The sequence below is a fragment of the Bradyrhizobium sp. UFLA06-24 genome (assembly GCF_054967145.1).
The window spans coordinates 22,086-46,719 of sequence record NZ_JADFUE010000043.1; the positions used below are offsets into that span (position 1 = coordinate 22,086).

At 65.6% G+C, this 24,634-nt stretch carries 20 protein-coding genes, 1 other RNA gene and 1 pseudogene; 3 read left to right on the forward strand and 19 right to left on the reverse strand.

The genetic code is table 11. The features are described 5' to 3' along the window. Positions 1–3 precede the first annotated feature (3 nt). The 15 genes from ftsA to rsmH all read right to left on the reverse strand — a co-directional run bounded on the left by ftsA (position 4) and on the right by rsmH (position 18,152). Positions 4–1,326: a cell division protein FtsA gene (gene ftsA / locus IF809_RS27440; protein WP_462839056.1), complete on the reverse strand. Its 1,323-nt coding sequence runs from the start codon at positions 1,324–1,326 to the stop codon at positions 4–6. Further along, the gene (locus tag IF809_RS27445; protein ID WP_128964701.1) at positions 1,323–2,336 is read right to left on the reverse strand and encodes a cell division protein FtsQ/DivIB; all 1,014 of its coding nucleotides are present in this window, start codon (positions 2,334–2,336) and stop codon (positions 1,323–1,325) included. Before IF809_RS27445 ends, ftsA begins: the two co-directional genes overlap by 4 nt. A gap of 347 nt (positions 2,337–2,683) precedes the next feature. Further along, entirely contained in the window at positions 2,684–3,670 is a 987-nt protein-coding gene (locus IF809_RS27450) for a D-alanine--D-alanine ligase family protein (RefSeq protein ID WP_462839057.1), read from the reverse strand. 136 nt (positions 3,671–3,806) lie between these two features. Next, the gene (gene murB, locus IF809_RS27455; RefSeq protein WP_462839058.1) at positions 3,807–4,724 is read right to left on the reverse strand and encodes a UDP-N-acetylmuramate dehydrogenase; all 918 of its coding nucleotides are present in this window, start codon (positions 4,722–4,724) and stop codon (positions 3,807–3,809) included. 186 nt (positions 4,725–4,910) lie between these two features. Next, a complete protein-coding gene (murC, locus tag IF809_RS27460) occupies positions 4,911–6,314 on the reverse strand; it encodes a UDP-N-acetylmuramate--L-alanine ligase (RefSeq protein WP_128964698.1) in 1,404 nt (467 codons plus the stop codon). Positions 6,315–6,435: 121 nt separating this feature from the next. Continuing rightward, entirely contained in the window at positions 6,436–7,536 is a 1,101-nt protein-coding gene (murG, locus tag IF809_RS27465) for an undecaprenyldiphospho-muramoylpentapeptide beta-N-acetylglucosaminyltransferase (protein ID WP_462839059.1), read from the reverse strand. Positions 7,537–7,648: 112 nt separating this feature from the next. Continuing rightward, positions 7,649–8,800, reverse strand: coding sequence for a putative lipid II flippase FtsW (gene ftsW / locus IF809_RS27470; RefSeq protein WP_128964696.1), 1,152 nt, complete (start codon positions 8,798–8,800; stop codon positions 7,649–7,651). Positions 8,801–9,032: 232 nt separating this feature from the next. Then, complete coding sequence (locus IF809_RS27475) at positions 9,033–9,344, reverse strand: hypothetical protein (RefSeq protein WP_462839060.1); 312 nt, start codon at positions 9,342–9,344, stop codon at positions 9,033–9,035. Positions 9,345–9,430: 86 nt separating this feature from the next. Then, positions 9,431–10,828 (reverse strand): UDP-N-acetylmuramoyl-L-alanine--D-glutamate ligase, encoded by a 1,398-nt coding sequence (gene murD / locus IF809_RS27480; RefSeq protein ID WP_453982403.1) that lies wholly within the window; start codon positions 10,826–10,828, stop codon positions 9,431–9,433. Between the two features lie 10 nt (positions 10,829–10,838). Then, positions 10,839–11,942: a phospho-N-acetylmuramoyl-pentapeptide-transferase gene (gene mraY / locus IF809_RS27485; protein ID WP_453982402.1), complete on the reverse strand. Its 1,104-nt coding sequence runs from the start codon at positions 11,940–11,942 to the stop codon at positions 10,839–10,841. Between the two features lie 160 nt (positions 11,943–12,102). Beyond that, the gene (locus tag IF809_RS27490) at positions 12,103–13,482 is read right to left on the reverse strand and encodes a UDP-N-acetylmuramoyl-tripeptide--D-alanyl-D-alanine ligase (RefSeq protein ID WP_462839061.1); all 1,380 of its coding nucleotides are present in this window, start codon (positions 13,480–13,482) and stop codon (positions 12,103–12,105) included. Next, positions 13,479–14,936: a UDP-N-acetylmuramoyl-L-alanyl-D-glutamate--2,6-diaminopimelate ligase gene (locus tag IF809_RS27495; RefSeq protein WP_462839062.1), complete on the reverse strand. Its 1,458-nt coding sequence runs from the start codon at positions 14,934–14,936 to the stop codon at positions 13,479–13,481. The genes IF809_RS27490 and IF809_RS27495 overlap by 4 nt, the downstream gene beginning before the upstream one ends. Positions 14,937–15,018: 82 nt before the next feature. After that, positions 15,019–16,770 carry a peptidoglycan D,D-transpeptidase FtsI family protein gene (locus IF809_RS27500; protein ID WP_128964690.1) on the reverse strand — a complete coding sequence of 584 codons (1,752 nt, stop codon included), beginning with the start codon at positions 16,768–16,770 and terminating at the stop codon, positions 15,019–15,021. Continuing rightward, entirely contained in the window at positions 16,767–17,159 is a 393-nt protein-coding gene (gene ftsL / locus IF809_RS27505; RefSeq protein ID WP_128964689.1) for a cell division protein FtsL, read from the reverse strand. Before ftsL ends, IF809_RS27500 begins: the two co-directional genes overlap by 4 nt. 3 nt (positions 17,160–17,162) lie before the next feature. Further along, positions 17,163–18,152, reverse strand: a complete 990-nt coding sequence (rsmH, locus tag IF809_RS27510) for a 16S rRNA (cytosine(1402)-N(4))-methyltransferase RsmH (protein ID WP_453982399.1) — start codon at positions 18,150–18,152, stop codon at positions 17,163–17,165. A gap of 546 nt (positions 18,153–18,698) precedes the next feature. Here rsmH and IF809_RS27515 point away from each other — a divergent pair. Continuing rightward, positions 18,699–19,481, forward strand: a complete 783-nt coding sequence (locus IF809_RS27515; RefSeq protein WP_462839063.1) for an N-acetylmuramoyl-L-alanine amidase — start codon at positions 18,699–18,701, stop codon at positions 19,479–19,481. A gap of 121 nt (positions 19,482–19,602) precedes the next feature. On the opposite strand, the gene IF809_RS27520 is transcribed toward IF809_RS27515, so the two are convergent. Together IF809_RS27520 and IF809_RS27525 are read right to left on the reverse strand one after the other, a co-directional pair. After that, on the reverse strand, positions 19,603–20,835 hold the full coding sequence (locus tag IF809_RS27520) for an RNA polymerase sigma factor (RefSeq protein WP_462839064.1): 1,233 nt from the start codon (positions 20,833–20,835) through the stop codon (positions 19,603–19,605). Positions 20,836–20,857: 22 nt separating this feature from the next. Then, positions 20,858–21,211 carry a YciI family protein gene (locus IF809_RS27525; RefSeq protein WP_462839065.1) on the reverse strand — a complete coding sequence of 118 codons (354 nt, stop codon included), beginning with the start codon at positions 21,209–21,211 and terminating at the stop codon, positions 20,858–20,860. 150 nt (positions 21,212–21,361) lie between these two features. Here IF809_RS27525 and rnpB point away from each other — a divergent pair. Further along, an RNA gene (gene rnpB, locus IF809_RS27530) (RNase P RNA component class A) lies at positions 21,362–21,779 on the forward strand. Positions 21,780–21,963: 184 nt separating this feature from the next. Here rnpB and IF809_RS27535 read toward each other — a convergent pair. Together IF809_RS27535 and IF809_RS27540 are read right to left on the reverse strand one after the other, a co-directional pair. After that, positions 21,964–22,677, reverse strand: a pseudogene (locus IF809_RS27535) (alpha/beta fold hydrolase). Positions 22,678–22,750: 73 nt separating this feature from the next. Continuing rightward, positions 22,751–23,212, reverse strand: a complete 462-nt coding sequence (locus tag IF809_RS27540; protein ID WP_462839066.1) for a DUF983 domain-containing protein — start codon at positions 23,210–23,212, stop codon at positions 22,751–22,753. Between the two features lie 49 nt (positions 23,213–23,261). Here IF809_RS27540 and IF809_RS27545 point away from each other — a divergent pair, with 49 nt between their 5' ends. Further along, positions 23,262–24,632 (forward strand): aminotransferase-like domain-containing protein, encoded by a 1,371-nt coding sequence (locus tag IF809_RS27545; protein ID WP_462839067.1) that lies wholly within the window; start codon positions 23,262–23,264, stop codon positions 24,630–24,632. Positions 24,633–24,634: the final 2 nt, after the last annotated feature.

A 24,634-nucleotide genomic window follows, 5' to 3' on the forward strand; every position in this document is an offset into this window, starting at 1 on the left:
TCATCAAAAGCCCTCGCGTAGCCATCGCCCGACCTTTCCGAAATAACCGCCGGTCCCTGTCCTGACCTGCTGCCGCGTATGCCGCGGTTCGACATGCTCGTGGTGAACATATTGCGGGTAGACGAGAAGTCCGGCCGGCACCGCGAACGCGGCGTTCTTCGCCTCGTTGGGCAGCCGGCCAAAACCGAGCGGACGTCCGACCCGCACGGGCCGGCCGAGAATTTGCGTTCCAAGCTCGACGAGGCCGGTGAGCTGGGAGGCGCCGCCCGAGAGCACGACGCGGCCCTTGGGCTCTGCCGCGAAGGGCGAATCCTTCAGCTTGTCCCGAACCATTTCGAAGACTTCCTCGGCACGATGCTTGACGATATTGGCGATGGTGGCGCGCGAAACGATCTGCGGCAGATCCTGGTCGTCACCGGCTGTCGGTACAGACATCAGCTCACGCGAGTCCGATCCGCCGGTGATGACGGTGCCGTATAACGTCTTGATTCGCTCGGCATCGGCAATGGTCGCCGAGAGTCCGCGCGCGAGATCCATCGTGATGTGTTGCCCGCCGACCGCAAATCCGGCCGCGTGCACGAAGCGACCGCCGGAATAGACGGCGATCGTGGTGGTGCCCGCACCCATTTCGACCACCGCGGCGCCGAGATCGGCCTCGTCGTCGGTCAGCACCGACAGCCCGGCCACATAGGGGCTCGCTGCCATGGCCTCGACGTTGAGATGACAACGCTCCACCGCCAGCATCAGGTTGCGCGCCACGGTGGCGTCACAGGTGACGACGTTCATGTCGACGCCGAATTGATGCGCGACCATGCCGCGCGGATCGCGGATGCCCTTTACGCCGTCCAGCGTGTAGCCGACCGGAAGCGCATGCAGCACGGTGCGGCCCTCGCCGGTGGCGTGGCGCATGCCGGTGGAGGTGACGCGGCTGACGTCGGCCGGCGTCACCGCGCCGCCGCGAATGTCGGCGGCGGCTTCGACCAGCTGACCCGCGAGCCGGCCGCCCGAGACCGACAACAAAACGGATTCGACCCGCACCTTGGCCATTTTCTCGGCAATGCCGACGGCCTGGCGCACGGCATGCTCGCATTCTCCGAGATCGACCACCGCGCCGGCCTTCATGCCGCGCGACTGGATCTGGCTGTAGCCGATCAATTCCACCGCATGGGTGCGGCCGCGCAGCGCCTCGCTGGGTGCCGACGGCTTCAGTCGCGCGATCATGCAGGCGATCTTGCTGGTGCCGATGTCGAGGCAGGCGACGAGGCCGCCGCGCTTGTGCGGGATCGGGCGCGTCTTCGGTGTCTGGGTGCGATCAAGACCGGTCATACGGGATCGGCCTTCTTTTTCTTCTTGTCCTTGAACAGGTCGTCGCGCGCCTTGGCGGCGTCGTCGGACAGCTGCACCACCAGACGATCAGGCAGGCGCATGTCGACCGCGACGATGTCCTTCGAGAACAGCCTCTCGTCCTTGTCGAGCTTGGAGAGCGCGGCGAGCGCGTTGCCGACATCCTGCTCGGGCAGGCGGACATCGAGACCGTCCTTCAGCCTCAGGTTCCAGCGCCGCTCACCGACATAGATCGCGGCTTTGGTCACCGAATTCACCTGAGGATAACGGGCGAGCAGCGCCAGGAAGTCGCGAGCCTGGGTGTCGGCGCCCTTGCCGACCACGAGCGGCAGGGTCAGGAAGCGGCGCGAGACATAGGGTTCGAGCACGGCACCGTCGTCGGCGATGACGGAGAGCCGGCCGGCCTCCTGCCACAGCGCGAACGCCTTGCGCTCGGTGATCTCGATCATGAGCTGACCCGGATAGAGCTTCAGCACGGTCGCGTCCGCAATCCAGGGATTGGCCTTGAGCTTGTCGCGGACGTCGTCGGCATCGAGGAACAGCAGCGAGGAGCGGCCGCTGACGCCGCCGATCGCAAGGATCTCGTCCTGGCTGAGCTGCTTGCGTCCGTTGATCACGACGGAGGTGATGCGGAAGCCGGCCGAATTGGCCATGGCGTTGCGCGCGTCGCTGACGGCGGTGATGAAATCCTGCAGATGGCCGCCCTTGACGATGCCAAGGCCGCAACTGCCGATCAGCAGCAGCACGGTCATGGTGATTCCGACCCGGCGCGGCAGATAGCGCTCGACCAGCGCGACGATGCGCGGCGGCGGCTCGCGCTCGACGAGGGCCTTGGCCTTGATCTTCTGCCTGGCAGCGGCGCGCTGTTCAGCGCGCTTGTCCTGTACCCACTCGCGCAGAAGCACGACCGCTCCGATAGCGGCCGCCTTCAGGTCAGCTTGGGGCCTCAGCGATCTCACAAACGACCGGGTGAGGCTTCCTGCACCATCCATTGCACGAGCTCGTCAACAGTTTGCCCGCGACACCGCGCGGGTCCTGGCGAACATGACGTCTCGGTCGTGCCGGGCCGGGTGATGGTCTTCGGTAGAAGAAGCCGCTCCCCTTCAAAGCGCTTGCCGGCCGGATACATCCGAAACGGCTCACGCGCCGGCAGCCAAAACGCCATATGCGCCGCCAGCGTTAACCTTCGGACGTCCTGGTAAACAAAAGGTAAAATTCGTTAACGCGGGATGCTTTTTGCCAAGGCAAGTGAGGCAGTTGCGCCACGATGTCCGGCATTTTACCGGTTTTGGCCGCCAAATCGGCCAGTTTGGCCGGTCCGGCCGTTAACCAATCCTAACTATTTCCGCACCCGCCGGACGGCCAGCTCGATCAGGTCGCGCAGGAAGTCGACGAAGGCGATGCCCTCGGCTTTCAGCGCCTTGGGGTAGAGCGAGGACTTGGTGAGTCCGGGCAGCGTGTTGGTCTCGAGGTAGACCAGCCCGTTCTCCGAGACGATGAAGTCGGAGCGGGAATAGCCGGAGCAGGACATCGCCCGATGCGCCAGCATGGCCTGCGTCTTGAGCGCGGCCGTCACCTCGGGTGTGAAGCGGCCCGGGCAGATTTCCTGGGTCGACTTCAAGAGATATTTTGCGGCGTAGTCGAAATTGCCTTCTCCCGGAATGATCTCAATCGGCGGCAACGCGATGATCGACCCGTCGGTGCGCTCCAGCACGCCGCAGGTCGCCTCGACGCCGGCGATGTACGGCTCGATCACGTACTCTTCGTGCTTGGCTGCATTACGGACGGCAACGAGATCCTGCCTGGCATTGACGAAGATCAGGCCATAGCTCGAGCCGTCGCGCGCGGGCTTTGCGATCAGCCTGCCATATTCGGCGAAGGCGTCGTCGATCTTCTCGAGCGCGATGCCCACGGGCGGCGTCACGCCACCGAGCGCGGCAAAGCGCTTGGCCGCGATCTTGTCGAAGGCGAGATGCGAGGATGCCGAGCCGGAGCCGGTGAACGGCACGCCGCGCGCCTCGCACATCACCTGCAATTCGCCGTTCTCTGCGCTGCCGCCATGCAGGCTGAGAACGAGTACGCGAGCTTCCGCCTTGGCCTTGTCGAGCGCCTGCGCGAGCGGAATGCCTGATGTGCCCGGCTTGAACTCGTCCTCGAAGGGCCGGGCATGTTCGAGCAGCTGGTTCGACTGCACGACATGCACCTTGTCCTCGACATCCCAGAACCAGAGATCGGCCTCGGGCAGCGCCTGCTGCAGCGCCTGGGCCGACGCGACGGAAACCAGACGCTCGCGGTTGGAGCCCCCGAACAGGATGGTGGTGCGCATGTTCTCTTGGTCCCAATCTCTCTATTCGTCATTCCGGGATGCGCCGCAAGGCGCAGGCCCGGAATCCATTTGCCCACCGCCTCTGCCGTCCGATGGATTCCGGGCTCTCGCTTCGCGAGCCCCGGAATGACAGAGGCTAAAAAATCCCAATCCGCTTGATTTCCCAGTTGAGCTCAATTCCGGAATTCGCCTTCACCCGTTCGCGCACGGTCTCGCCGAGCGTCTCGATGTCGTGCGCTGTGGCATCGCCCGTATTGATCAGGAAGTTGCAGTGCATCTCCGAGACCTGCGCGCCGCCGACGCGCAAGCCGCGGCAACCGGCGGCGTCGACCAGCTTCCAGGCGGAATGGCCGGGCGGATTCTTGAAGGTCGAGCCGCCAGTCTTTTCGCGAATCGGCTGTGCGGTCTCGCGGTGAGCCTGAACCTCGGCCATGCGCGCGCGGATCGCCTCAGCATCCCTGATCTCGCCGCGGAAGCGCGCGGAGGTGAAGATGATCGAGGGATCGACGCCGCTGTTGCGGTAGACGAATTTCATGTCGGCGTTGGAGAACATGTGCTTGGCGCCATCGCGCCCGACGCCGCGCGCCTCGATCAGCACGTCCTTGGTCTCGCCGCCATTGGCGCCCGCGTTCATACGCAGCGCGCCGCCGATGGTGCCGGGAATGCCGAAGTAGAATTCGAGCCCGCCGATATTGGCGGAAGCCGCGACTTCCGCCACGCGCTTGTCGAGCGCGGCAGCGCCGGCGGTAACGATATTGCCACTCACACTGGTCTCGCCGAACGCGCGCGGCGCCAGGCGGATCACCACGCCGGCAATGCCGCCGTCGCGCACGATCAGATTGGAGCCGACGCCGACGACGTAGACGGGGATGTCGCTGGCGAGGTGCGCGAGGAAGTAAGCGAGGTCGTCCTCATCCGCCGGCGTGAACAGCACCTGCGCCGGACCGCCGACGCGGAACCAGGTGAGCTCCGCCAGCGACTGGTTCGCAAGCAACCGCCCGCGCAACTCCGGCATCGCGGCTTTGAGAGCGGGGGTGATGTCGGGAAAGCTCATGCGGCGTCCCCGCGTGAGGAACGCACGCTGTCTCCGTTCCCTCCCCCCTTGTGGGGGAGGGTCAGGGAGGGGGGTAGCCACGAACTGAGACCTCGCCTGTGGCCACCCCTCTCCCCCGCCCTCCCCCACAAGGGGGGAGGGAGCGCAGTGCGTCGTGTGGCAATTGATGAGATCAAAGTCACCACTTCACCCCAGCGCCTTCAATTGGTCCGGCAGCGCATAGGCCCATTGCGTGATGTTGCCGGCACCCAGGCACACGACGAGATCGCCCGACTTCGCGAGCCCCTTCACGATGCCCGCAAGCTCCGGGGCTGCCGGCAGCGGGATCACCTCGCGATGCCCGTGGGCGCGCAGGCCTGTCACGAAATGATCGCGGTCAATGCCGTCGATCGGCGCCTCGCCAGCGGCATAGACATCGGCGACGACGACCGCATCGGCGTCGTTGAAGCAGGTGCAGAATTCCTCGAACAGCGATTGCAGGCGGGTGTAGCGATGCGGCTGCACCACGGCAACGATCTTGCCGTTGGTGGATTCGCGCGCCGCCTTCAGCACCGCCGCGATCTCGACCGGATGATGACCGTAATCGTCGATCACGGTGACGCCGTTCCACTCGCCTGTCTTGGTGAAGCGGCGCTTGACGCCGCCGAAGCCTGCGATCGCCTTGCGGATCGCCTCGTCCGACACACCGAGCTCGCGTGCGACAGCGATCGCCGCCGTCGCGTTCGAGGCGTTATGACGCCCCGGCATCGGCAGCATGAGATCGGCGATCTCGTGCACGGCGCCGGTCTTGCGATCGCGGAACGCGACCTTGAACTTCGATCCGCCGCCCATTGGGGTGAGATCGAGCAGCCGCGCATCAGCCTGCGGATTTTCGCCGTAAGTGATGATGCGGCGATCCTCGATCTTGCCGACCAGGCTTTGCACCACGGGATGATCGATGCACATCACGGCAAAACCGTAGAACGGCAGGTTCTCGACGAAGTGGCGGAATGCGTCCTGCACGGCATCGAACGTCTTGAAGTGATCGAGATGTTCGGGGTCGACATTGGTAACGATCGCCACGTCCGTCGGCAGCTTCAGGAAGGTGCCGTCACTCTCGTCGGCCTCGACCACCATCCAGTCGCCGGCGCCGAGACGTGCGTTGGAGCCGTAGGCGTTGATGATGCCGCCGTTGATCACGGTCGGATCGAGCCCGCCCGCATCGAGCAGCGTTGCGACCATCGTGGTCGTCGTGGTCTTGCCATGGGTGCCGGCGATCGCGACGCAGCTCTTCAGCCGCATCAGTTCGGCCAGCATCTCGGCACGCCGCACCACGGGAATGCGCCGTTCTCGCGCCGCCATCAATTCCGGATTGTCGCGCTTGATCGCGGAGGAGACCACGACCACCTCGGCACCATCGATATTCTCGGCCTTGTGACCGACCGAGACTTTTGCGCCCTTCTTGCGCAGACGGTCGAGATTGTAATTGTCTGATGCGTCCGAGCCCTGCACGGCATAGCCGAGATTGACCAGCACCTCGGCGATGCCGCTCATGCCGATCCCGCCGATCCCGACGAAGTGGATGGGTCCGATCTCGCGCGGCAGTCTCATGCTGTGTTCCCTGACCTCGCCGCCTGAAACGGCGGCATCTGGCTGACGTCACGGCCAAATCAGCCGCGCCGTTCCTACTGGATGCCCCGCTTTGGAAGACGAAGACAAGGGCTTTTTCGCGTCAGATTCCCGCGACTTTGACCACCAGATCGGCGAGCCGCTCGGCGGCATCGAGCCGGCCTGCCCCTTTTGCTGCGGCAGCCATGGCACCGAGGCGCGCCGGCTCGGCGGCAAAGGCGGAGATCTCGGCGGCGAGGCGATCGGAGGTGAACTCGGTCTGCGGGATGCGGATGGCACCGTCGACCTTGGCCAGCACGCCGGCATTGGCGAACTGGTCCTGGTCGATCGAGCCGGGCAGCGGCACCAGGATCGCGGGCCGGCCGATCGCGGCAAGCTCGGCCACCGTGCCGGCGCCGGAGCGCGATACCACGAGATGATTGGACGCGAGCCGTGCCGGCAGATCCGTGAAGAATGGCGCCAGTTCGGCCTTGATCTTGAGCTTGTCGTAGACGGCGCGCACGCGGCTCATGTCCTCGTCGCGGACCTGCTGGGTCAGGATGAGCCGTCCCCACAGCGCGGGCTCGAGCCGCTCGATCGCGCCGGGCACGATGTCGGCCATGATACGCGCGCCTTGGCTGCCGCCGACGACGAGCAGGCGGAGCGGACCGTTCGTTTCGGGCGCGGCATAGGGCACGGCGGCAGCGGCGAGGACCGCCGGCCGCATCGGCGTGCCGACCGTGGTGGTCTTGCCCGAGAGCGCGGGATCGCGGTCGAGCACGCCGGGCAACGAGGTCGCGATGGCGCGGACGCGGCCCGACAGGAAGCGGTTGGCGCGGCCGAGCACGGCGTTGGCCTCGTGGATGATCCCGGGCACGCCGGCGAACTTCGCCGCGACCAATGGCGGCAATGTCGGATAACCGCCGAAGCCAACGACGGCAGCCGGCTTCAATCGCTTGATCAGGCCGTAGGCGGACAGCGTGCCGGTGGCGAGCGTGAGGCCGGCATAGGCGAGCTGCAGCGGATTGCGGCCGCGCGCGGTCTCGCTCGCGACGACGTCAATCATGTCCTTGCTGAACAGCCCGCTGTAGCGCAGCGCGCGCTCATCGGTGACGAGGCGCACGCGAAAGCCGCGCCGGATCAATTCGACGCCGAGCGCCTCGGCCGGAAACAGATGGCCGCCGGTGCCGCCCGCGGCGAGAAGAATCAAGGGGGACATGGTCATATCTGCCCTTTTACAGGGCCTCCGCCGTCATTGCGAGCGCAGGGAAGCAATCCAGACTGTCTCCCCGAGGGATTCTGGATTGCTTCGTCGCTACGCTCCTCGCAATGACGACTTAAGCGTAGCTGCGCATCGCGTCGGCGTGGCCGCTGGCCTCGACCTCGGTGCGCGGCCGCAGCCGCGTCAAGGCCAGCATCATGCCGACGCCATAGGCCAGCGACACGATCGAGGAACCGCCGTACGAGATGAACGGCAGCGTCATGCCTTTGGCAGGAATGAGCTGGAGATTGACCGACATGTTGATCGCCGCCTGCACCCCGAACAGGATCGCAAGGCCCGAGGCCGCAAAGCGCGAGAACATGTCTTCATTGGCGTAGGCGCGCGACAGCGTGCGGATGACGACGAAGGCGAACAGCGCCAGCATGGCAAGACACAGGATGATGCCGAACTCTTCGGCGGCGACCGCGAAGACGAAGTCGGTGTGACTGTCCGGCAGGCTGCGCTTGGCGATGCCCTCGCCCGGTCCGAGCCCGAACCAGCCCCCGTTGTAGAAGGCCTCCATCGCGGTATCGACCTGGAAAGTGTCGCCGGAGGCCGGGTTCATGAAGCGTTTGATGCGTCCTGCGACGTGCGGAACAAAAAGATAGGCGCTGAACAGTCCGGCCGCGCCGAGCCCCGCGAGGCCAAACACCCAGATCATGCGCATGCCCGCGATGAAGAACAGCGAGCCCCACACCATCAGGATCAGCATGGTCTGGCCGAAATCCGGCTCCATCACCAGCAGCGACACCAGCATCAGCAGCAGCACCAGCGCCATCGAGGTCGCGGGCATCTCCGGACGCTTGGTCGATTCCGCAAACAGCCAGGCCGCGATGACGACGAAGGACGGCTTGGCGATTTCGGAGGCCTGGATGTTGATGCCGATGAGCGTGATCCAGCGCCGCGATCCCTTCACCTCGGGGCCGATCGCGAGCGTCACCACGATCAGGATGATGCTGATCGTGAAGATGAGCAGCGCGCTACGCCGGATCGAGCGCGGCGACATGAAGGACACCCCGATCAGCACCAGAAGCGACGGCACCAGGAACATGACGTGACGATTGAAGAAATGGAACGGATCGAGCCCGATGCGGGTCGCGACCGGCGGGCTCGCCGCCAGCGACAGGATCACGCCGGTCAGCATCAGCACCAGGATGGCGCCGAGCAGCGGCTTGTCGACGGTCCACCACCACTCGGTAAAGGGGGTGCGTTCTTCACGGGAGAGCATGGGCGGCCGCTTTCGGACAGAGGTCCGTCCATTGGTCGCCGAGGTTGGTTACCGGGGGGTTAATGGATCGTTCAAGTTTTGAAGAGTCTCTTGCCCCGGACGCAGCGCAGCGTCTACGGCGACGCGAAGCATCGTCCGCCGCGGTGCGCTGCTGAGCCGGGGCCCAGCCATTCTTGGTCCCGGCTCTGCGGAGCGTCACTTCGTGCCGCACCGCGTCCGGGACACGAGAGGGCTATTCGTAGCTGATCGCGACATCCCCCGCGCGCTGATCGCGTTTGTCGAACTGGCTTGCCTCGGGAATGAACCCGATCCTCACCGCCCGCTCGCTGCTCCAGGCGACCACGGTCTCGAGATGCCCGCGGACGCTGACAAAGGTCGGCGTGCTCTCGGGCGAGAATGTCCGGCCACGAGCTATTATGCTGGCTTGTGTGCTGTCGGGCACCGTCGCCCCGCACGTCTTCCAGACCAGGACAACCAATTGACTGCCGCTTGGCGAGGCGAACGCACGCTGGCGAACGACGCGGCATGCGCCAAGTCCGCTCATGACGTTGTCAATGAGAACAACACAGAGGAAGCCGACCGGTACAGCAAGAGCGACGGCAAGTCCGATCCAGCGTCGCCGCGACATCCTCACACCACCGGCTTCACACCCGGCAGCGCCTGCACCAGCTCGCGGAACCTGGTGCCGCGGATCTCGAAGTTGCGGTACTGGTCGAAGGACGCGCAGGCCGGCGACAACAGCACGACCGCATCTGCGAGCCCGGAGGCTTCGGCGTCGCGCGCGGCGTGCGCGACGGCGACGTCGAGCGTCTGGCTGATCTCGTGCGGCACTTGGCTCAGCGTTTCCGAGAATTCCTGAGCGGCTTCGCCGATCAGATAGGCCTTGCGGATGCGCGGGAAGAAGCCGGTCAGGCCAGTGATGCCGCCCGCTTTCGGCTTGCCCCCGGCGATCCAGAAGATGTCGGCGAAAGACGACAGCGCATGCGCCGTGGCGTCGGCATTGGTACCCTTGGAATCGTTGACGAACAGCACACTGCCGCGGCGGCCAACCTGCTCCATGCGATGCGCCAGGCCCGGAAAGCTGCGCAGGCCATTCTGCAACACGTCCGGGCTGATGCCCATCGCGAGCGCAGCGGCAGCGGCGCAGGCCGCGTTCTGCGCATTGTGCAGGCCGCGCAGCGAACCGATGCCGCCGAGCGTGGCGATCTCGCTGCGGGCGCCACCCGAGGTGCGCACGATGGTACCGTGCTCGACATGAATGCCTGAAGCCAGCGGGTTCTTGACGGAAATCCGCACGACGTTCTTGCCGGCGCGGTCAAGCCTATCAGCGATGTCGCGGCAATAGCCGTCATCGACGCCCACGATCGACGTTCCGTTTGCCTGCACGTTGGCAACGAGGCGCTCCTTCACCGCCGCATAGTGCGAGATCGTGCCGTGGCGATCGATGTGATCCTCACTGACATTGAGCAGAATGCCGACGGACGGGTCGAGCGAGGGCGTGAGGTCGATCTGATAGGACGACATCTCGATGACGTGGACGCGGCCCATGCGCGGCGGCTCCAGCGACAGGATCGCGGTGCCGATATTGCCGCCCATCTGGGTATCGTAACCGGCGACCTTCGTCAGATGCGCGATCAGGGCGGTCGTCGTCGATTTGCCGTTGGTACCGGTGATGGCGACGAACGGGGCGTCCGGCGCATGACGGCGACGCTCGCGGCAGAACAGCTCGATATCGCCGATCACCTCGACCCCGGCCTCGCGCGCCTTCAGCACGCTCCAGTGCGGCACCGGATGGGTGAGCGGCACGCCGGGCGCGAGCACGAGCGCGGTGAATTTCGCCCAGGACACATTGCGCAGATCCGCGGTGACGAAACCGGCCTGCGCCGCCTTGGCGACATTCTCGGCATTGTCGTCGGCCGCAATCACCTCGGCGCCGCCGGCTTTCAGCGCGTGGCACGAGGCGAGCCCGGAGCCGCCGAGGCCGAACACTGCGACCGTCTTGCCGGCGAAGGATGTGACCGGAATCATCGTGATACCGTCAACGCAGCTTCAGGGTGGAGAGACCGGCGAGCGCCAGCATCACCGAGATGATCCAGAAGCGGATCACGATCTGCGGCTCGGTCCAGCCGAGCTGCTCGAAATGGTGATGGATCGGCGCCATGCGGAAGATGCGCTTGCCGGTCAGCTTGAACGACACCACCTGCACGATGACCGAGACCGCCTCCAGCACGAACAGGCCGCCGATCACCGCAAGCACGATCTCGTGCTTCACCGCAACCGCGATCGACCCCAGCATGCCGCCGAGCGCGAGCGAGCCGGTGTCGCCCATGAAGATCGAGGCCGGCGGCGCGTTAAACCAGAGGAAGCCGAGACCCGCGCCCAGCAGCGCGCCGCAGAGCACCGCGAGTTCACCGGTGCCGGCAACATATTTGATCTGGAGATAGTCGGCGAACACCGCATTACCGGCGAGATAGGCGATCATCGCAAAGCTTGCGGTTGCGATCATCACGGGCACGATGGCGAGGCCATCGAGACCGTCGGTGAGGTTCACCGCATTGCCCGCGCCGACGATGACGAAGGCGCCGAAAACGACGAAGAACCAGCCGAAATGCAGCACGGTATCCTTCAGGAAGGGGATGGTCAGCGCGGTGGACGCAGGATCGCGGTTCAGCCGCACCAGCGCATAGCAGGCGGCCAGCGCGATGATCGCCTCGATCAAAAGACGCAGCTTGCCCCCGAAGCCGCTCGTGGTCTGCTTGGTGACCTTCAGGTAGTCGTCATAGAAGCCGACGAAGCCGAAGCCGAGCGTCACCGCCAGCACGATCCAGACATAGGGATTGAGCGGATTGCACCACAGCACGGTGCCGACCGTGAGGCCGGACAGGATCATCAGCCCACCCATGGTGGGCGTGCCCTTCTTCGCCAGATGCGATTGCGGACCATCGGTCCGGATCGGCTGGCCCTTGCCCTGGCGGATGCGCAAATGGTCGATGATCCAGGGCCCGAACAGGAATACGAACAGCGCGCCGGTGACGACCGCGCCGCCGGTGCGGAAGGTGATGTAGCGGAAGACGTTGAGAACGGTGCGCACTCCACCGACGCCCGGAAATGTGTTGGAGAGATCGATCAGCCAGTAAAACATTCAGACGGTCCTATGGCGCCTTTCGCACGCGGCCTTCGCTCAGGCCGCATCGCCGCACGCGCATTCGCAGGTCTTGATCATGGGGTCGAGCGACCTCAAGAAACCGAACGGCGGCGCGCCGCAAAGGGTTAAGATTCGGGAACTGCGCCTTCCAAGCAGTTTACGCCTTTGCCTGCAAGGCGGCCACTAGGCCTGGCACAAACTTGTTGACCCAGAACATCTTCTTGCTGCCCTTGACAACCACGACATCGCCTGCCTTCAGCAGGTGAGCTACCTCGCCCGGCTTCAGCGTGGCGGGATCGTCGTGCCAGCCGAGCCCCTTGCTGGCGGGCAGCACGTCGTAAAGGTGGCGCATCAGGGGGCCGACGCAATAGATGCCGTCGATGCCGTCGAGATGCGCGGCGAGCGCGGTGTGATAGCGAGGAGCGTCGTCGCCAAGTTCCAGCATATCGCCGAGCACCGCGATACGGCGACCGCCGCTCGTGCTGCGCGCCTGAAGGCTCTGCAGCGCAGCCGTCACACTCGCCGGATTGCCGTTGAAGCTGTCGTCGATCACGGTGACACCGCCGACCGCGTGTTCCACGCCGCGGCCGGTCATGATGCCGACGCGCTCGAGCTTGATCGCAAGTGTCGCCACATCGAGATGGGCAGCATGAACAGACGCGAGCGCGGCAAGCGCATTCTGTACCCGATGCGGCGCACCCGGCGTCAGGCTGAAGGCGATCTCCTTCTTGCCGACGCGGGCCACGACCTGCCAGCTCTCGCCGTGCGGCGCGTGCGTGACCTCGTGCACTTCGGCCTTCTCGCCGAAGCGCACCACCTTGCCCTTCCAGTCGGGCGCCTTGAGGCCTGCAGGCAGCACCAGCACGCCGTCCTCGGGCAGGCCGTGCGCGATCGACACCTTCTCGCGCCTGATGGAATCGAGCGAGCCGAGCTTCTCCAGATGCACCGGCTGGACGTTGACGACGAGCGCGACCGTCGGCCGCGTCAATTCGCTGAGCCGCGCGATCTCGCCCACCTGGTTCATGCCCATCTCGACGACCCAGAGGCTGGCGTCCGGCCGGGCATTGCATAGCGTGAGCGGCACGCCCCAGAAATTGTTGAAGCTCGAGGGGCTCGCATAGGCATTGGGATAGGCCGCGAGGAATTCCTTGGTGCTGGTCTTGCCGGCACTGCCGGTGAGACCGATCACCGGCCCATGAAAGCGCGCACGTGCGGCGCGCGCGAGGCCCCAGAGACCGTCGATCAGCGTGTCCTTCACGACGATCTGCGGAATGCCGATGCCCGCGATCTGGTGCGGCACGATCATCGCGACCGCACCTGATGCTTCGGCCTTGTCGGCGAACTCCCAGCCATCGCGCGCGCTGGCGAAGGCTGAAATGAAACCGCCACTCGGGGTTCCCGATAGCGCCACGAACAGGCTGCCCGGCTTCACCAGGCGGCTGTCCTGGGTGACGAAATCGATCGGGGTGTCCGGGAATGATCCGGTCGCACCCAGCGTGTGCGCCACCTCGGCGACCGTCCATAATGGCCCGCTCATGCGTCCCTCGATGCCAATGCGGCGGCGACCGCCTCGTGATCACTGAACGGCAGGACCTCGCCGCCGACGATCTGCCCGGTCTCGTGCCCCTTGCCGGCGATGAGCAGCGCATCGCCCTCTTCGAGCTCCTCGATCGCGACGCGGATCGCGGCCGCGCGGTCGCCGATTTCGCGTGCGCCCTTGGCGGCGGCGAGGATCGCGGCCCGAATGGCTTCCGGCTTCTCGTTGCGCGGATTGTCGTCGGTGACGATGACGCGATCGGCATTTTGAGCCGCGATCTCGCCCATGATCGGCCGCTTGCCGGCGTCGCGATCGCCGCCGGCGCCGAACACGACGATCAGCCTGCGGCTGGCGTAGGGGCGCAGCGCTTGCAGCGCCTTCGCCAGCGCATCGGGCTTGTGCGCGTAGTCGACGAAGACAGGCGCGCCGTTGCGCTCGCCGACGCGCTCGAGCCTGCCCTTGGCGCCCTCGAGATGTTCGAGGCTGGCAAACACATTGGCAGCATCGCTGCCGGTGCCGATGGCAAGGCCGGCAGAGACCAGCGCATTTTCGATCTGGAATTCGCCGACCAGCGGGAGCCGCACCGCACAAGACTTGCCGCGATGCTCGAGCGTCAGTTTCTGCGAGAAACCTTCGACCACGGCCGCGGTGAGGCGAATGCCCTCGCCTGTCCCATCGCCGTGACGGCCCACCGCCATCACGCGCAACCCGCGCGCCTTCGCCGCATCGATTGCTTCCGCCGAGCAATCATGATCGGCGGAGATCACCGCGGCTCCGCCAGGCGGGATGAGCTCGCGGAACAGCCGGAGTTTTGCGGCGAGGTAATGCGCGACGGTCGGATGGTAATCCATGTGGTCGCGCGACAGATTGGTGAAGCCTCCTGCGGACACCCGCACGCCATCGAGGCGGTATTGATCGAGCCCGTGCGACGAGGCCTCGAACGCAAGATGCGTCACGCCCTCGCGCGCGAGCTCGTCGAGCTGGCGGTGCAAGGCGATCGGATCCGGCGTGGTCAGTGAGCCGTAGACGGTGCGCTTGGGAGAGACGAGGCCGATGGTGCCGATGCTGGCCGAGGCATGGCCCAGCCGCTCCCAGATCTGGCGCGTGAACGCGGCGACCGAGGTTTTGCCGCTGGTTCCGGTCACCGCCGCGATGGTCGCAGGCTGCGCCGGGAAAAATCTTGCCGCAGCCAGCGCCAGCGCGCGGCGCGGATTGGCGACAGCGACGAACGGTACCTTGCAGCCGTCAGGCGCGTGATCGCCGGCCACGGCCACCGCGCCGGCGGCGATGGCCGCATCGATGAAGCGCGCGCCGTCGGTCTTGCTGCCTGACAGCGCAAAGAAGAGATCGCCGGGCTTGACCACGCGGCTGTCGAGCGCAACGCCTGCAACTTCGAGCGCCGCGACGGCGGGCTCGATTGCGGCATCATTGCCTAGGAGGTCACGCAGCTTCATGGTCTTCCAGTCGCTGTGCCGGAAAAGCCGAACCCGAAGGGAAAATCTCCGACTCAGCAGCGGCTACGGCCTACCCGATTGATTACTGGGTTGTCCTGGATGCTGCAAGAATAAGGCGGTCCGCAGGCGGCAGGTCGTAGCGGGGCTCGATGCCGAGCAGCGGCCCGATACGGGCGATGACGTTGCCCGCGGTCGGGACGGCGTTCCAGCCCGAGGTGATGAAGCCGTAGGTTTCCTTCAGAGGCTGCGGCTCGTCGAGCATGATCAGGAGCTGGTATTTCGGCTTGTCGGCCGGCATGATCGCGGTGAATGCGGTCAGCACCCGCTTCTTGGCGTAGCGGCCGTTGACCACCTTTTCCGCGGTGCCGGTCTTGCCGCCGATATAATAGCCCTTCACATCCGCCTTGCGCGCCGTGCCGATCTCGGCGTTCAGCCGCATCAGGAACCGCATCTTGTCCGAGGTCTCGGGCTTGATCACGCGCTTGGCGATCGCCCGCGCCTCCTCCTCGGAGCGCTTGAGGAACGTCGGGGGAATCAGCAGGCCGCCATTGGCGAGCGCGCTGACGCCCATCACGGCCTGCAGCGGCGCGACCGCGATGCCGTGGCCGAACGCGATGGTGATGGTGTTGAGCTCGCTCCAGCGGCGCGGCAGGATCGGCGAGGCGCTTTCCGGCAGCTCCGTGCGCAACCGCTCGAGCTGGCCCATCTTGCGCAGGAACGCCTTGTGCGCTTCCACGCCCTGCGACAGCGCAATCCGCGCCGCGCCGACGTTGGAGGAGAAGGTGAACACCTCTTTCATGTTCAGGAAGCGGCCCTTCGGCTCGTCGTCATGGATGGCGAACTTGCCGTAGTGCAGCGGTCCGCGTGCATCCCACAGCGAATCGAGGCCGTATTTGCCGGTGTCGAGCGCCATCGCCAGCGTGAACGCCTTGAAGGTCGAACCCATCTCGTAGACGCCTGTGGTCAGGCGGTTGATGCGGTCAGGGTCGTGAGCTTCCTTGGGATTGTTCGGGTCGAAATCCGGAACCGAGACCATGGCCACGATCTCGCCGGTGTTGACGTTGGTCACGAGGCCCGAGGCCGCCTTGGCGTGGAATTTTTCCTTGGCTTTCAGCAGCTCGTCGCGCAGCGCGTGCTCGACGCGCAGATCGACCGACAGCTCGATCGGCTTCTGCAACCGGTCGATAGCAAAGCCGGCGCGGTGGAGATCGGCGAGGCCCTGGTTGTCGAGCCACTTCTCCATGCCGGCGATGCCCTGGTTGTCGATGTTGACGAGACCGATGAGGTGGGCGACCTCGTTGCCGGTCGGATAGACGCGCTTGTTCTCGCGCAGGAAACCGATGCCGGGGATGCCGAGCTTGTGGATGTCCTGCTGCTGCTTCGCCGTGATCTCGCGCTTGAGCCAGACGAAGCCCTTGCGCGTCCGCAGGCGCTCGCGCACCTCGGCTTCGTCGAGATCGGGCACGGTCGCGGTCAGAAGCTCGATCGCCTCGTCCTTGTCGATGATGCGGCGGGGCTCGCCGAACAGGCTGGACGCCTTGACGTCGGTCGCGAGGATCGCGCCGTTGCGGTCGACGATGTCGGGTCGCGCGGTCGCGACCACCTCCTGCGCCGCCGCACGCCGTGCGCTGTGCGCGTCGGCGCCGATCGCGAACATCACGAGCCGGCCGCCGATCAGGGCATAGACGGTGGCAAACGCCAGCATCGCGAGGCCGACGCGCGCGCGCGCCTTCGCGGCGCGATCGACATTGCGCCCGTAGAGCAGACTGCGGATCAGGCGCTGCCGCCAGGGTTCTGCTGGCCGCACGGTCGATTTGGCCGGAACAGCGCTCATTGCTTGTCCTCGGGCTGAGACACGGAACCCGTCACGCTGTCAGGATCGCTGGCGGCTTCGATGGTGTTGATCATGGACCCGATCGGATCGGGCTCGCCCGGCCGGAACATCCGCGGCGGACGGTCCGGCAGGTTCTTCAGTGAATCATATTGCGTGCCGTTGACGGGCTTGAGCGGCAGATGCCGCTCGACGAGGCCCTGCAGGCGCAAGGGAGCATCGAGCTTGGCCCATTCGGAACGCAGCTGCGCGATCGCATCGCGCTGCTCGCGGATCTCGGCGTGCAGCCGCAGCACCTTTTCCACGCGGGCGGTGGAATCCATCTTGATCCGGTAGACATAGGCAGCCGCGAAGATCAGCGCGCCGATGACGAGGAGGTGGATGAAGCGCATGTGCTAGCCGCCCCTCATCACGTCGGAGAGTTTCGGCCAGGACGACCGCTGGTCGTCGGCATGCGCCGGCGCCGAGGTACGCTCGGCGGCACGCAGCTTTGCGGACCGGGCGCGCGGATTGCGCGCGACTTCCGCTTCGCCCGCGATCACGGGCCGCCGCGTCAGAAGCTGGAAGCTCGGCGCCGCCTGCGCCACTTCCGGCAGATGCCGCGAGCCGCCGCCGGTCTTGGACCGCTCGGCGAGGAAATTCTTGACGATGCGATCTTCCAGCGAGTGGAACGAGACCACCACGAGACGCCCGCCCGGCTTGAGCACGCGCTCGGCGGCCATCAGCGCGGTCTGGAGCTCATCGAGCTCTTCGTTGACCAGGATGCGGAGCGCCTGGAATGTCCGTGTCGCCGGATGAATGTCCCCGGGCTTCGAACGCACCACGCGGCCGACGAGATCGGCGAGGGCGCGCGTGGTGGTGAACGGCGTCTCCTGCCGGTCGGCGACGACGGCACGGGCGATGCGGCGCGACTGCCGCTCCTCGCCGAACAGATAGATGATGTCAGCCAGATCGCTTTCCGAGGCGCGCGCGACGACATCCGCCGCGGTCGGTCCGGTCTGCCCCATCCGCATGTCGAGCGGACCATCGAAGCGGAACGAAAAACCGCGCCCGGCCTGGTCGAGCTGCATCGACGACACGCCGACGTCCATCACGACGCCGTCGACGGCGTCGACGCCTTGCGAAGCGCAGACCTCGGCGAGATTCGAGAATCGGTCCTCGACCAGCGTCAGCCGCCCGGCGGCTTGCGCGACCAGTTCGGCACCGCCCGCAATTGCGGTGCGGTCGCGATCGATCGCGATGACGCGGGTTCCTGATACGTCGAGAATGGCGCGGCTGTAGCCGCCGGCCCCAAAGGTGGCATCGACATAGATGCCGCCGTCGCGCGGTGCGAGATGCGCGACCGCCTCGCGGCCCAGCACGGGGATGTGGGGCGCGTCGCTCATGCCTCGCGCCTGCCGCGTGCGCAGGAGGGCAAGCAGGTCAATTTTGGGGCGAAGCAGCCCATCACGCCTCGAATAATTCCGCGTCGCGGCGGTTCCACGACAAAGCCCCTCTTCAGCACCCTTGCCAGCATGCAAGCCGAGCCCGGTCGTCCCAGGCGGCAAACCCGGTGCTCCCAGTGGAATATGTCGGGCAACCATGGGATTTCGAGCCAAAAACGCTTTTGGCCGCCTCCGGACGCGGGTCGGCTCTTCACCTCTCAGTAACGGCGCTTAGCGTTAAGAAAGCGTTGATCGGCTCGTTACATCTTGAAAAGGTCTTTGGACGTTCGCTGGGTGGTGATGCCTCATCCACACACTGACCCAAAATGCGCGCGTTAACCGACCTGCGCGATTGCGCGGAGCGGAGGGTAAAGGAATAGTAAAGAGAAGGGCTTGGCCCACTCATCGTCCGATTCTGAGTTGTTTATGCCGTCCGGTCCGTCCACGCCGTCTGGAACTGATTCGAAGCGTCAGCGCGCTCTGCCGATTCCCAAGGCGGCGGCGACCATGCGGACGTTCGAGCCGGATTCGTCGATCGTCTCGGACATCATCCCCTCGCCCAACCATGGCGAGCGCAGCAAGGGCCGGCAGCCCGACATGATCCTGCTGCACTACACCGGCATGCCCGACGTCGAGGGCGCGCTGGCCCGGCTGTGCACGGCCGGCACCGAAGTGTCGGCGCATTATGTCGTGCTGGAGGACGGCCGCATCGTGCAATGCGTGCCGGAAGCCCGGCGCGCCTGGCACGCCGGCGTCTCGTCCTGGGCCGGCGAGGACGACATCAATTCCTGCTCGATCGGGATCGAGATCATCAACCGCGGCCACGATTGGGGCTATCCGGAATATCCGCTGCGCCAGATCGCCGCCGTGATCGCGCTATGCCGCGGCATCATCCTCCGCCGCAAGATCGTGCCGCAGCGCGTGCTCGGTCATTCCGACGTCGCGCCGGCGCGCAAGAAGGATCCCGGCGAGAAATTTCCCTGGCATTCGCTCGCCAATTCCGGCGTCGGGCACTGGGTGACGCCGGCGCCGGTCGTGCGCGGCGAAACCCTGATGCTCGGCACCATCAGCGACGCGGTGCTAAGCCTGCAGCAGGCGCTGGCTCGCTATGGCTATGGCGTGCCGCTCACGGGCAAATACGATGCATCGACCATGGAAGTCGTCACCGCCTTCCAGCGTCACTTCCGTCCCGCGCGGCTCGACGGCGTTGCGGATCACTCGACGCTGACGACCCTGCAGGCGCTGCTGGCGAGCCTGCCGGCGGACGGGACCACTGTCGCGTCGAACTGACGGCGACCACCACACACTCGTCATTGCGAGGAGCACTTGCGACGAAGCAATCCAGGCTGTTTCCACTGAGACAGCCTGGATTGCTTCGCTGCGCTCGCAATGACGGAGTGTGCGGCGGCACCTACTCCATCTCCCTCACGCGCCGCGCATACAATCGTCGTAACGGCTCCAATTGCGTCGCCGCCGTCGCAGCAGCATAGGCATCGCGCGCTTCATCCTTCCGCCCCAGTCGTCGCAGCAGGTCCGCGCGCACGGCGGGCAGCAGCTCGTAGCCGTCGAGGCCACCGCGTGCGGCGACCGCGTCGACAAGGTCGAGCGCGCGTGCCGGGCCGTCGACCATCGAGATCGCGGCGGCATGGTTGAGTTCGATCACCGGCGACGGGTTGATGCGCAGCAGGACTTCGTACAGTCCCGCGATCTGCGGCCAATCGGTCTGGCCGTAGCTCGGCGCGCGGGCATGCAGCGCGGCGATCGCGGCCTGCACCACATAGGACTGCGGCCGCCCCGGCACGCGCAGCGCGTCATCGACGAGACGCGACCCCTCCTCGATCTGCGCCCGATCCCAGAGCGAGCGGTCCTGCTCTTCCAGCAACACGATGTCGCCGGCCGCGGTCTCGCGCCCGGCGCGGCGCGCATCGTGCAGCAGCATCAGGGCCAGCAGCCCCTTGATCGCGGCGCGATCGGGCATCAGACCGTCGAGCAAGCGCGCGAGCCTGATGGCTTCGGCCGCGAGATCGGGCCGCATCAGGTCCGCGCCCGAGGTTGCGACATAGCCTTCGGTGAAAACGAGATAGATCACGGCGAGCACGCCGTCGAGCCGTGGCGCCAGCGCGTCGCGTTCGGGCACTTCATAGGGAATGCCGGCAAGCCTGATCTTCTGCTTGGCGCGAACGAGGCGCTGTCCCATCGCATCCTCACTGACGAGGAACGCGCGCGCGACCTGCGCCGTGGAGAGGCCGCAGACGGTGCGCAGCGTCAGCGCGACCTGGACTTCGGACGCGAACGCCGGATGACAGCAGGTGAAGATCAACCGCAGCATGTCGTCATCGAGCATCGCCGGCGGTTCGGCCGGGGCATCGGCATTGAGCTCGAGCTCGTGCACAAGCGCCTGCTGCTTGCTGCGGAAGACGGCCTGGCGGCGGACCCGGTCGATCGCCTTGTTGCGGCCGACATTGACCAGCCAGGCGCGCGGATTGTCGGGGAGCTCTCCCGCCGACCAGCGCTCCAGCGCGACTGCGAACGCGTCCTGGAGCGCATCCTCGGCGAGATCGAAATCGCCGACGAGGCGGATCAGGGTGGCCAGCGCCCGCCCCGCCTCGTCGCGAAAGACCTTGTCGATGTCGGTCGGCGTCATGCGTCGATGCGAGGCGCGGCCGTCACTTGTCGTAGACCCAGATCGGCCGTACCTCGATCGATCCGATGCGCGCGCTGGGAATGCGCGCCGCGATCTCGATTGCTGCATTGAGGTCCTTGGCCTCAATCAGATAATAGCCGCCGAGCTGTTCACGCGTCTCCGCAAATGGACCGTCGGTCGTCAGCGTCTTGCCATCGCGCACGCGCACCGTGGTCGCGGTCGTGGTCGGCCGCAACCGGTCGCCGGCCTTGAAATTGCCGTTCCGGACGATGGATTGCGTGAAGGCCTCATACTCCGCCGACATCTTCTGGCTGGTTCCCGTGTCGACCTTCGCGTACTCGGCCTCGTTCTGGTAGATCATCAGCAGATATTGCATTGCCTGGCTCCTGTTGTTCGGTGGGATCACCGACATCCAGTCGAACGGATCACCCGCCAAACGACATCTTCAGGATAAATTATTTCGAGCGAGGCGTGCGCGAGGATATTGCCTTGACGAAACCGTCACAAATGCCCATTGGCTAGGCCGTCAGTCGGCCGGACGGCCGCCCCTGCAAGTGTCGAAAGGCCGCCGGGGAGGAAAGTCCGGGCTCCCTTGACATACGGTGCCGGATAACGTCCGGCGGGGGCGACCCCAGGGAAAGTGCCACAGAGAACGAACCGCTCCCTCCTCGGAGGAAGTAAGGGTGAAAAGGTGCGGTAAGAGCGCACCGCGGCTCCGGCAACGGAGCCGGCATGGTAAACCCCACCGGGAGCAAAACCGAATAGGGACGGCTTAAGCGGGCTGTTCGCGCAAGCGATAACGCCGCGGGGCGATGTCAGGCCCGCCGTCCGGGTAGGTTGCTCGAGGCCATGTGCGAACATGGCCCCAGAGGAATGGCCGTCACGTATCGCTTGCGCAAGCCGGCGGTGCCCTACAGAACCCGGCTTACAGGCCGGCTGATGTCTTGCGACGAGGGGTTCGATGCCAGCGCATCGGACCCCTCACCAATTTCGGGCGAACGCGCAACCATTCGAACGGTGTCATTCCGGGGCGTGCGCAGCACGAGCCCGGAATCCATCAGGCCGCAGAGACGGTGGAGGAATGGATTCCGGGTTCTCGCTTCGCGAGCCCCGGAATGACAGTGAGTGTTACGCCACGATCTCGCTCAACACACCCATCAGTACCTCCGGCGCCGTCACGTTCGGCGCGTGGCTGGCGTCGAGCTCGAAATAGCGCCAGCCCTCCTCGCTCTTCGCGCGTCGTGCAAACTTGCCGAACACATCGCCCGGCGGAATGCGTTTGCACTAGATGTAGCTCCGCGGCATCGGCGGTTCGCCCTGCTGAAGCTTCAGCTTCGTTTCAAAACATTTGAGCGGCATGTTGATGCGGCGCGCATTGAGCCAGTCGAGATCGGCCTGCGGCGTATCCGGCGGCGGCGGGTTCGGCGGGATGCGATAGCCGTCACCTGCGGCAGCCGCCTTGCGCATCGGCTCGCGGCCGCCTTCGTTGAGATCGAACAGCGACTGCCCGTCTCCGGGCACGAAGGCGTCGAGATAGGTCAATTGCGTCACGCGCTCACGGGTGCGATCGGCAACGCCTGTCGCGACCATGCCGCCATAGCTGTGGCCGAGCAGCACGATGTCGCTGAGATCCTCGAACCAGATGACGTTGAGGATGTCCTGGATATGCGTCTCGAGATCGATTGCAGGGCTTGCGAGATGCGACCGCTCGCCGAGCCCGGTGTAGGTCGGCGCGATCAGGCGGTGGCCGGCTTGGGCCATCAGCGGATGCATCTTCTTCCAGGCCCATCCGCCGGACCACGCGCCATGACAAAGCAGGAAGGTCTTTGCGCGTGCGGCCATTGGCGTTTCCATCGGTCTTGTTTTGATGCGATGGAGTGTAGCGATGGGCTGGGCGATGTAAACGCCGCGTGCCTCAGGCTGCGCGCGGTGCCTTCACCAGCACGGGCGCGAGCTGGCCGGCTTCGCGCCGCAGCTTGCTCGCCTCGAAACCGTGCATGCCGATCTGCCATTGCAGGCCGACGATGGCGCCCTTGGTCGGTTGCAATAGCGCGAGAGAAGAAAACAGCGTCACCGGCAGCCACACCGCGAGTTGCAGCCACACCGGCGGTGCATAGGCGGTCTCGACCGCGAGGATCGCCGGCACCACGAGATGGCCGACCACGACCATCACGAGATAGGCCGGAAAATCATCCGCGCGCTGATGAACCAGCTCCTCGCCGCAATGGTCGCAGGCATCCGCCACTTTCAGGAAGCGACCGAACAGATGGCCTTCGCCGCAGTTCGGACATTTGCCGCGAAAGCCGCGCCACATCGCCTTCGCCAGAGAGACTGAACCGGTCGCCATGACCACACCCCTTCCATTCCAACGATCCATACAATAATAGCTTGCATCCATACATTGAAGGGATATGAACCTAAATTGCATGGAATGGACCCCTACAATCTCTGAGCTGTCGGGGCCGCGCTACCAGCGCATCGTCGATGCCATGGAGGCCGACATCGCTGCCGGCCGGCTGGTGCGGGGACAGCAACTGCCGACGCAGCGTGCGCTGGCAAAGGCGCTCGGGATCGACCTCACCACGGTGACGCGCGCCTACACCGAGGCGCGGCGGCGCGGCATCATGGAAGCCCGGGTCGGCCAGGGATCGTTCGTGTCGGAGACCAGCGCGCGCCGCGCGGTCGACCTGCCGCATCCGGTTGCGATCGACCTCTCCATGAACGTGCCGCCGCATCCGCTCGAAGCGCAGCTCGAGGAGCGCATCATCGCCGGCCTCGAAGCCATTCGCGCGCAATCGGGCCTGACCGCATTCCTCAATTACCAACCGCCCGGCGGCAGCGCGCATGAGCGCGAGGTCGCCGCACGCTGGATGCGGACGCGCGTTCCGCACACGCAGACGGACAGGCTCGTGATCTTTCCCGGGACACAGACGATCCTGTTCAACCTGCTCGCGCATCTCGCGCGTCCGGGCGACGTGGTGCTGACGGAAGCCATCACTTTCCCGGGTATCAAGGCCGCAGCGTCGCAGCTCGGTATCAAGCTCGTCGGCGTCACCATGGATGACGGCGGCATCCTGCCTGATGCGCTGGCGAAGGCCTGCCGCACGCACCGGCCCAAGGCCATCTATCTGATTCCGACGCTGCACAATCCGACCACGGCGACGCTTGCCCCCGAGCGGCGCAGCGCTATCGCCAAGATCATCCGCGATGCCGGTACTGTTCTGATCGAGGACGATGCCTACGGCCTGCTCGACCGTTCGGCCTCGCCGATCGCCAACCTCATCCCGGAGCGGACCTATCTGGCGACCACGCTCTCAAAATGCATCGCACCGGCGCTACGCGTCGCCTACCTGCTGACGCCCGACAGCGCAGCACAACAGGAGATGCGGGGCCTGCTGCAGGCGACCGTGCAGATGCCTGCGCCGCTGATGGTCGCGCTGGTGACGCACTGGGTCGAGAGCGGCGTCGCCGATCGGATCATCACCGCGATTCGCAACGAGGCCGTCGGCCGCCAGCGATTGGCGCAGCGCGCATTGAAGGGGTTTCGGTTCCAGGCGAAGCCGGCGGCGCATCATCTGTGGCTGCACTTGCCGGAAAAGCCATTGGATATCGCAGCACATCTCCTGCGCAACGGGCTCGCGATCGTCGCCGGGGACGCCTTCACCGTCGACGGAGCTTCGCCGCATGCGGTGCGGGTCTCACTCGGCGCTGCGCGCAACCGGTCCGAATTGAGCGAGGCGCTGCGTATCCTGGTCGGCGCACTGCAGAGGCCTGCCGAGACAAGGCAGATCGTCTAGCA